Below are 9,311 nucleotides of genomic sequence, written 5' to 3' on the forward strand. Positions count from 1 at the left end.
CGTGGACCTCACTCCCGACGACGTCCGTGACGTCCTGCACGCGCTCGACTCCAGCGGCCTGGACGAGCTGCACCTGGAGCTGGCCGACCTCACCCTGACGGTGCGCCGGGAGGGCGCGACGGGCTGGACGGCCGAGCAGCAGGTGCTCCGCCGGCCCAGGGTGGAGGACGACGGCCGGACCGGCCCCGAGGAGCCCTCCGGGGGCGGCCACGGTGACCACGAAGGCCCCTCCGCCGCGGTGGCGCAGGGCATGGTCGCAGTGCGTCCGCCGCTGCTGGGCACCTTCTACCGGGCGCCGAAGCCGGGCGCGGCACCGTTCGTCGAGATCGGCGACCGGGTCGCCGAGGACACCGTCGTCGGCATCGTCGAGACCATGAAGATGATGACCCCGGTGCACGCCGGCGTCCGCGGCACGGTGGTGGAGTTCCGCACCGGCAACGGGGAGTTCGCCGGCACCGACGCGGTCCTCCTGGTGGTGGACCCGGGGTCGGACACGGCCGGCCTGGGCGAGGGCGCCCCGTGAGGATCCGGCGGCTGCTCATCGCCAACCGCGGGGAGATCGCGGTCCGGGTCATCCGCACGTGCCGCCGGCTGGGCATCGAGTCGGTGCTGGCCGCCTCCGACGCGGACCTGGACTCGCTGCCGGCCCGGCTGGCCGACCGGGTGGTCCGGCTGGGCCCCGCGCCGGCGTCGGCGAGCTACCTCGACCCGTCGGCGGTGGTCGGCGCCGCGCAGGCCGCGCACGCCGACGCGGTGCACCCCGGCTACGGCTTCCTGTCGGAGAACCCCGCGCTGGCCCGGGCGTGCGAGGCGGCCGGGATCGTCTTCGTCGGGCCGACCCCGGCGTCCCTGGAGGCGGTCGGGGACAAGCTGCGGGCCCGCTCGCACGCGATCGCGGCGGGGCTGCCCGTCGTGCCCGGCGGGGAGGCGGCGGACCTGGCCGGCGCGCAGGCGGTGGCGGCGGAGGTCGGCTGTCCGCTGCTGGTCAAGGCGGTGGGTGGAGGCGGCGGGCGCGGCATGAAGCTGGTCCGCGCGGCCGAGGAGCTGCCGCACACCCTCGACCTCGCGGTCTCGGAGGCCGCCGCCGCGTTCGGCGACCCCCGGGTCTACCTGGAGCGGTACGTCGCCTCCGGGCGGCACGTCGAGGTGCAGGTGCTCGGCGACGGCACCCGGGCGGTGGCCCTGGGCGACCGCGACTGCTCGGTGCAGCGCCGCTACCAGAAGCTGTTCGAGGAGGCCCCGGCGCCGCTGCTGCCCGACCGCGTGCACTCCGAGATGGCCCGCGCCGCCCTGGCCCTCGCCGAGCACCTGGGCTACCGCGGCCTGGGCACGGTCGAGCTGCTCTACGACCGCGAGCGCGAGGCGTTCTACTTCCTGGAGATGAACGCCCGCATCCAGGTGGAGCACCCGGTCACCGAGATGGTCACCGGCATCGACCTGGTCGCCGAGCAGCTCGCCGTCGCCGAGGGGCGGCCGCTGTCCATCCGGCAGGAGGACGTCACCCTCACCGGGCACGCCGTCGAGTGCCGGATCAACGCCGAGGACTGGACCGCCGACTTCCGGCCGTCACCAGGTCGGATCGATCGCGTGGTGCTGCCGGTCGGTGACGGCATCCGCGTGGACACCCACGTGCAGGGCGGGTCCGTCGTCCCGCCCTACTACGACTCGCTGCTGGCCAAGCTGATCGTGCACGGAGCCGACCGCGCCGATGCCCTCGCCCGGGCCCGCGCCGCGCTCTCACTGCTGCGCGTCGAAGGCGTGACGACGACCGTGCCGGTGCACGCAGCACTTCTGGCCGACCCCGAGTTCGCCGCCGGCGGGGTGGACACCGCCTTCTTCGAGCGGTTCCTGCGCAGCTCCCAGCCCGACCTGGTGGAGGTGCCCTGATGGCCGACGTCGGACTGGTCGACGTCTCCCTGCGCGACGGCAACCAGAGCCTCTGGGGCGCCGCCGGCCTGCGCACGGCACACGTGCTGCAGGTGGCGCCGATCCTGGAGCGGGTCGGCTTCCGGGCGCTGGACTACAGCTCCAGCACCGCGATGGGCATGCTGGTCCGCACCCACCGGGAGGACCCCTGGGAGCTCTTCCGGCGCACCCGCGCGCTCATGCCCACGACCAAGCTGCAGTTCATCGGCACCGGGTTCCGGTTCATCTCGTGGCAGAACTCCCACCCCGACACGATGCAGCTGGTCTACGACCGGCTGGTCGCCAACGGGATCGACCGGGTCGTCGTCCTCGACCCGATGCACGACATGGACGCCGCCCGCGCCACCGCCCGACGGCTGAAGAAGGCCGGCGTCGACGAGGTGGTCGCGGCGTTGACCTTCACGATCAGCGCGGTCCACGACGACGCCTTCTACGCCGACCTGGCCCGGCAGATGCGCGCGTGCCCGGACGTCGACCGGGTCTACGTCAAGGACCCGGCGGGCATCCTGACGGCCGAGCGGGCCCGCACCCTCCTCCCGGCGATCACGGCCGAGCTCGGCAGCACGCCGCTCGAGCTGCACTCGCACGCCACCATCGGGCTCTCCCCGCTGACCTACTCGATCGCGCCCGAGCTCGGCGTCGAGGTCGTGCAGACCGGCTGCGGGCCGCTCGGCAACGGTTCGTCGCTGCCGGAGGTCCGCCGCACCGTGGCCAACCTCCGCGAGATGGGCCACCGCGTCGACATCGACGACCGCGCGCTCGGCCTGGCCTGCGACTTCTTCGAACGGCTGGCGACGGCGGAAGAGCTGCCGGCCGGCCGACCGCAGGACTTCGACGCCGCGTTCCTGCACCACCAGATCGCCGGCGGCGTCATGACCACCACCCGCCGCCAGCTGCGCGAGATCGGCATGGAGGACCGGTTCGACGGCCTCATCGAGGAGGTCGGCCGGGTCCGCGCCGAGCTCGGCCACCCCATCATGGTCACGCCGTTCCCCCAGATGGTCGTCTCGCAGGCGCTGTTCAACGTCATCGGCGAGCGCTGGTCGAACGTGCCCGACCAGGTGATCCGGTACGCGCTGGGCAGCTTCGGCCGGCCCACCGCCCCCATCGACCCGGCCGTGCTCGACCGGATCCTCGACCGGCCACGGGCGCGCGAGCTGCAGTCGGAGCCCCCGCCGCCGTCACCGGAGGAACTGCGCCGGCAGTTCGGTCCTGCGATCAGTGACGAGGAGCTGCTGCTGCGGGCGCACATGCCTGCCGAGCAGGTCGACGCGATGGTCGCCGCCGGCCCGGCGCCGGCGCACTACAACCCCACCCTGACACCGGTGCTCACCCTGCTCCGCGAGCTGGGCGAGCGACCGTCCGTCCACGACCTGGCGGTGGGCAAGCCCGATGTCCGGCTGTTCGTCCACCGTCGTGCGGAAGGAACCTCCCGTGCCTGAACCGGACACCGCGGCCCTCGAGCGGCTACGGCGGGTGCGCGGCTTCGTGCTGGACATGGACGGGACCCTGGTCCTCGGGGACCGCGACAACCGGGGGCTGCGCGCACTGCCCGGAGCGGTCGAGCTCGTGCGCCTGCTCGCCGAACGGGACCTGCGGTTCTGCGTGTTCACCAACGGCACCGTGAAGACGCCCAGGCAGTGCGCGGATGCGCTCCAGCAGGCCGGCTTCCCCGTGCCCGACGACGCCGTCCTCACGCCGGCCACCGCCGCGGCCGAGTTGTTCCGGCGACGAGGACACCGACGGGTGATGGTGCTCGGCGGCAAAGGCATCACCGAACCGCTGGAGGCCGCCGGCATCGAGACCCTCCCGCCCTTGCGCGGAGCGACGGCGGACGCCGTCTTCGCCGGCTGGTACCGGCAGGAGCTCACCTTCGAGGCGCTCGAGGCCGCCTGCTTCGCGGTCTTCGAGGGGGCCAGGTTCTACAGCGCCTCCCAGTCGCTGTTCTTCGCCACCGCCGAAGGCCGCACGCTGGGCACCTCCCGCGCGATCAGCGCCGTCGTCCGCGACATCACCCGAGCCCGGGTGACCGTCGTCGGGAAGCCGGCCCTGCAGGCCCTGCAGGCGGCGGCGCGCCACCTCTCCGTCCCGGCCGCAGAGCTCGCCGTGGTCGGTGACGACCCCGAGCTCGAGGTGCCGATGGCGCACAAGGGCGGGTCACTCGCCGTTGCGGTCCACACCGGGATCGGCCACGCGGCGTCGTTCACCGACCTGCCGGAGGAGGTCCGCCCGCACCTGGACCTGCCGGACGTGGGCGTCCTGGCCGGCCTCCTGAGATCTGCCTGATCTTCGTGCCGTTCCCGGCCCGGACGTCCCCTCCACGAACAGCCGAGCGCCTGCTGGCAGCGGTCTGCCCCGTCGGGCCGGGGCGACATCGGGGTCACGGCCGACCGCGAGGACGCGGCCGATCTGGCGATCAACGAACCGCCCACGACGGCCGACGACAGCCGACGACGTCCACTGTCCGACAGGGGCGCCGTGGTCGTGGGTCGGCGACCTCGACTCCGGTACATCGTCACGCTCAGCGACCCACGATCCGCTGGGCAAGCGACGCACTGCCCACGCGTGCACGGCCTTCTTCGACCATCATTCCGACCACCATTCCGACCACCATTCCGACCACCATTGGCGGCCGCTCGGCACCGTTCGCCGGCGGCCGTCGTCGTCCCCATTGCCGGCTGACCCGCGCGGATGAACATCAGCCGACGGCCGCGAACGTGCGGCCGACGGCTGGGGGTCAAGAGGTCGCAGGCTCACATCCTGTCGCCCCGACAGCGAACCGCAGGTCAGAGGCGGGTCACCCGACGAGGGTGGCCCGCCTCTCGCGTGAGTGCAGCACCGCAGCCGGGGGAACAGCAACGGTCACCACCGGAGCGCCTGGTCGAGCCGGTCGGCGGCCTCCCGCTGCTGCGCCGGACGACGCGGCTCTGGATGTCCGCCGTGACGGCGCTGGACGAGTGGCCGGGGTGCTCCCGGACGACCTCGGTGTGCGTGCCGCCGCGAGCAGGAAGCCGGCCGCCCCCGCTCGGAGGTTGTGCGCCGTGGTCGGTGCCGGGGACGGGCACCCCGGACTCCGCCGCGAGAGGGCCGTGTCGGCCCGTGCCCCCACGATCCCGGCCCCGGCTGCCGGGCACGGAGAGGATCTGCGGACGTGGTCGCCGTGGTGTGATCGGGCGAGGCGCTCCGTGGGCGCGTCACCGGTCTCCAGGCACTCCCAGGACCGAGGTGCGAGATGTCGGACAGCCGCGACGCCTCGGGGGGAACGCCCGGTGCGGCGGTCGGCCGGCTGGAGCCGCGGGAGGTGGCGTCGTTCTTCGACGCCGTGATCCCTCGGCAACTGGAGGAGAAGCGGGCGGTCGGGGCCACCGTCGCGGTGGTCGCCGGGGACCGGATCGTCCACGCGCGCGGCTACGGCTTCGCCGACCTCGCCACCCACGTGCCGGCCCGGGCCGACCGCACGCTGTTCTACCTGGGCTCGGCGGGCAAGCTCTTCACCTGGACGGCGGTGATGCAGCTGGTCGAGGCGGGCGCGATCGGCCTGGACGTGGACGTGACGCGCTACCTGGACTTCGAGATCCCGCCGGCCTTCCCCGAGCCGATCACGGCGCGGCACCTGCTCACGCACACCCCGGGCTTCGAGGACGAGTACGCCGCCGAACTGACCTCACCCGGGAACGTGCTGCCGCTGCGCGACTTCCTGATCCGGTACCAGCCGCAGCGGGTCTATCGCCCCGGCAGCACGTTCGCCTACTCCAACTACGGGACCGTGCTGGCCGGGTACCTCGTCGAACGGGTCTCGGGCGTGCCCTTCGAGCGCTACGTCACCGACCGGGTGCTCCGCCCGCTCGGCATGACCCGGAGCACGCTGGCGCAGCCTCCCGAACCCGAGCTGTTGGCCGACCTGTCCAGGTCGTACCGGGTGCGGCGTGGCCGTCACGACGCGGTCGACCTCGAGTGGAACGCCGCCGCGCCGGCCGCCGGCGTTCGAGCGACGGCCACCGACGTGGCCGCGTTCATGATCGCCCACCTCGGTGACGGCCGGTATCGGGACGTGCGGATCCTCGGGGAGACGACCGCCCGGCAGATGCGTCAGCGGCAGTTCACCCACGACCCACGGTTGTCCGGCCAGGGCTTCGGCTTCGCGCTGCTGCGCGCCAACGGTCAGGACATCGCCTGGCACGACGGGGAGAGCGCCCGCACCAGGACGATCCTGGCGCTCCTCCCCGCACAGCGGGTCGGGGTGTTCGTCTCCTACAACACCCCGACGGTCGACGAGCACCAGACCCTGGTGGCGTTCCTCGACCGCTTCTGGCCGCCGGCCGACCGGGTCACGCCCGCATCCGGCGACACGGCGCGGACCCCCACGAGGCGCTACGCCGGCGCCTACGTGTCGGCCCGCGCGGCCCACTCCGGTCCCCAGAAGCTCGTCGCCTGGCTGACCGCGCTCCGGGTCCGCGGCGGCGCCGACGGCGCGCTGCGCGTCGGCGACCAGGTGTACGCCGAGCGGGAGCCGGGGCTGTTCCAGCAGGTCGGCGGCGAGCGGCGGCTCACGTTCGGCACCGACGCGCGCGGGAGGTCGACGCGGTTGTACTGGGAGCCGACCTCCGCCTACTTCGAGGTGCCGTGGCACGAGACGCCCGCGGTCCAGGCGGGCACGGTCCTCGCCTGCCTGGGGGTGTTCGTCTCCGCGGTGGTCGCCTGGCCGCTCGGGGTGTTCAGCCGACGTGGGCGTGGGCAGCACCCGCCGGCGCCCGTCATCCGGTTGGCCCGCTGGCCGGCCACCCTCGCCGCCCTGCTGGCGCTCGGGCTGGCCGCGCGCTTCGCGGCGCTGATGCGCGGCTTCGCCACGACGTTCGTCTACCCCGGCGAGCAGGTGGCCCGGCTCACCCGTGCCGCCCGCGTCCTCGTGCCGCTGACCGGTGCGGCGGTCCTCGGCGCCGTCCCCGTCGTCCGGCGCGGGCCGGGCAACCGAGGCGTGCGCGCCCATCACGTGCTGGTCACCCTCGCGGAGGTGCTCTTCCTCGGATGGCTGCGGAAGTGGAACCTGCTCGGAGGACGCCCTCGGACGAGGAGGACCGGGGACGACACGTCCCGCGGGCACGACGCGGCCACGTCGAACGAGGGCTGACCGCCGGCGGTCCGGGCAGGGGCGGAAGGGCCGCCCAGCAGGACGTCACTCCAACCAGACCTCGATCGTCTTGTGCTCGGCCTCGTCCTCGACCTGCACCACGTGACCCGTCTCGCCGTCCTGGACCATGGCGTTGATGCCGTCCCAGTCGAGCTCGACGTCCTTCATCTGCGGCGAGAAGGCCTGCGCCATCTTCATGCCCCACTTGACCACCCCGATGGGCACCTTGATGTTGACGGCGGGACTGCCCTCCCGGGCGTGATCGACCACCTTCACCCGCAGGAACCGAGCCGTCTTCTCCAGGGGCTGTCCGGTCATCGCAGTGCCTCCTCGGTCGATCTGTCGTGGACGTCGTCGCCTGTCGTCAGGAACCCGTCGCGGTGGGCGGTCCGTCCTCGCGAACCCGTGGGGACCGCCGGTCGGACGGTGAGGGTCATCGGACTGTCGCCGCGGTGAGGCCTGGGGTGACCCTGGGCTGCGCTGTCACGCCGCGGGTCGAGCAGCCGACGTGGGGGACGGTGATCGCCGCGACCAGGACCGTCGCGATGGTGGTGCGAGGCGTGGACCTCATGGTCGTGCTCCTCGGGAGGGCGGCGGGTGCCTCGGGGGCGAGGTGCGCTCGCCGTGGTCTCTCCAGCCTCGGTCGCGGGTCGGGGCGTCCCCACCGCCCGAGGGCCCGACCGGTGGGGGTCTCACGACCCGGCCTGCAGGTGAACGGCCGTCGACGGTCGTGGTCTCCCGCGCCGGGACCGGGTCTGCGTCAGGCCGCGAGCAGGGCCGCGCCGACCTGCACGAGGACGCCGGCGGCGACGGTGAACACGAGGCAGGCGAACCAGCGGCGCAGCCGCGTGGTGTCCAGCCGGGTGGCGAGGCGGCCTGCCGCCAGCGCGGTGGGGACGGCGGCGGCGGTGAACGCGACGGTGACCGGCACGTCCAGGGGTGTGTCGCCCGCGTGCGCGGCGAACCCGGCGGCGGAGTTGACCGCGACGATGAGCAGGGACGTGCCGATCGCGGTCTCCATCGGCAGCCCCAGCACGAACAGCACGGGGATGATCAGGAATCCGCCGCCCACGCCGAGCAGGCCGGTGACGAACCCGACGACCAGGCCGCCGGCCAGCGTGCGGGGCAGGCAGCGGCGCCAGTCGACGCGGCCGCCGTCGATGGCGCAGGCCGCCCCGGTGGTGGGCTCGTCGGACAGCATGCGCACCCCGGCGCCCACCATCAGGGCGGCGAAGAGGGCGAGGACGACCTCGTCGGGCAGCAGCCGGTTGACCGCGGCCCCGGCGAACGCGGTCGCGGCTCCGGCCGCGCCGAACAGCACCGCGATCCGCCAGGCGACCTGCCCGGCGCGCAGCCGGGGCAGCAGCGCCACCACCGCGGTGATCCCGACGACCAGCAGTGACGTGGCCACCGCCTGGGGCAGGTCCTGCCCGGCGGCGTAGACCAGCGCCGGAACGGCCAGGATCGACCCGCCGCCGCCGAGCAGGCCGACCAGGGCGCCGATGACCAGCCCGAGACCGACGGCGACGATCACGGCGCGCCGGGCGGTGCGAGGGAGCCGTGCCCCACGGCGTGCCCCGGCCGGCCGGGGATCACCGGCGGGAGAACAGCCGGGCCAGCAGTCCGGAGGCGGCGGCCGGGGTGTCGTCGTCGTGGCCGGGGCACCGCTGGGCGGCGGGGACTGCGCGTATGACCTGGTCCACGTGCCGTCCGCAGCCGGCCCAGGTCGTGTTGCCGCAGGTCCGGCAGGTGGTCGCTCGGCACATCGGGTGGGTCCTCTCGTCGTGCTGTTCCGGGATGCGGGCGGTCAGGCGGTGGCGGGCCGGGTGTGCAGGCCGACGGCGGCCGCGCCGGTGTCGGGGTCGTGGTAGCCCCCGTCGACCAGCACCGGCCGGCGGCCGGCGCGGGCGAGCAGGGAGGCGGCGATGGAGGCGCGGTAGCCGGAGCCGCAGTACACCCACACGTCCCCGGCGGGGACCTCCTCGAGGCGGTCGGCCAGGTCGTGGATCGGGATGTGGACCGAGCCGCGGACCCCGCCGCCGGCGCGCTCGTCGTCGCGGCGGGCGTCGAGCACGACCAGGTCGGGGTCGGCGGCCAGCGCCGCGGTCAGGCCGGGAAAGTCGCTGACCGGGTAGGAGCCCAGCTCGCGGCCGGCGGCGAGCTGCTCCGGGCCGCCGATCGCCGCGCCGGCGAGCCGGTCGAGGCCGATGCGGACCAGCTCGCGGCGGGCGTCGGCGAGCTGCTGCTCGGTCTCCCC

8 protein-coding genes are annotated in these 9,311 nt (G+C 74.2%); 5 read left to right on the forward strand and 3 right to left on the reverse strand.

The window, feature by feature from the left end:
• Position 1 precedes the first annotated feature (1 nt).
• The 5 genes from ACI79L_RS19760 (at position 2) to ACI79L_RS19780 (ending at position 7,054) form a co-directional block, all read left to right on the forward strand.
• Positions 2 to 523 (forward strand): acetyl-CoA carboxylase biotin carboxyl carrier protein, encoded by a 522-nt coding sequence (locus ACI79L_RS19760; protein ID WP_456938418.1) that lies wholly within the window; start codon positions 2 to 4, stop codon positions 521 to 523.
• A complete protein-coding gene (locus ACI79L_RS19765) occupies positions 520 to 1,887 on the forward strand; it encodes an acetyl-CoA carboxylase biotin carboxylase subunit (protein WP_456938419.1) in 1,368 nt (455 codons plus the stop codon). The genes ACI79L_RS19760 and ACI79L_RS19765 overlap by 4 nt, the downstream gene beginning before the upstream one ends.
• Complete coding sequence (locus ACI79L_RS19770) at positions 1,887 to 3,368, forward strand: biotin carboxyl carrier protein (protein ID WP_456938420.1); 1,482 nt, start codon at positions 1,887 to 1,889, stop codon at positions 3,366 to 3,368. Before ACI79L_RS19765 ends, ACI79L_RS19770 begins: the two co-directional genes overlap by 1 nt.
• Positions 3,361 to 4,212 carry an HAD-IIA family hydrolase gene (locus tag ACI79L_RS19775; RefSeq protein ID WP_456938421.1) on the forward strand — a complete coding sequence of 284 codons (852 nt, stop codon included), beginning with the start codon at positions 3,361 to 3,363 and terminating at the stop codon, positions 4,210 to 4,212. Before ACI79L_RS19770 ends, ACI79L_RS19775 begins: the two co-directional genes overlap by 8 nt.
• Positions 4,213 to 5,158: 946 nt before the next feature.
• Positions 5,159 to 7,054, forward strand: coding sequence for a serine hydrolase domain-containing protein (locus ACI79L_RS19780; RefSeq protein WP_456938422.1), 1,896 nt, complete (start codon positions 5,159 to 5,161; stop codon positions 7,052 to 7,054).
• Between the two features lie 45 nt (positions 7,055 to 7,099).
• Here the strand turns inward: ACI79L_RS19780 and ACI79L_RS19785 are convergent, their stop codons facing one another.
• The 3 genes from ACI79L_RS19785 to ACI79L_RS19795 all read right to left on the reverse strand — a co-directional run.
• Positions 7,100 to 7,372: a hypothetical protein gene (locus ACI79L_RS19785; RefSeq protein ID WP_456938423.1), complete on the reverse strand. Its 273-nt coding sequence runs from the start codon at positions 7,370 to 7,372 to the stop codon at positions 7,100 to 7,102.
• A gap of 442 nt (positions 7,373 to 7,814) precedes the next feature.
• Positions 7,815 to 8,588 (reverse strand): sulfite exporter TauE/SafE family protein, encoded by a 774-nt coding sequence (locus ACI79L_RS19790; protein WP_456938424.1) that lies wholly within the window; start codon positions 8,586 to 8,588, stop codon positions 7,815 to 7,817.
• A 273-nt stretch (positions 8,589 to 8,861) separates the two neighbouring features.
• Positions 8,862 to 9,311: rhodanese-like domain-containing protein (locus ACI79L_RS19795; protein WP_456938425.1), on the reverse strand; the 450-nt coding region annotated here is incomplete at its 5' end.

The organism is Geodermatophilus sp. SYSU D00684 (genome assembly GCF_054050455.1).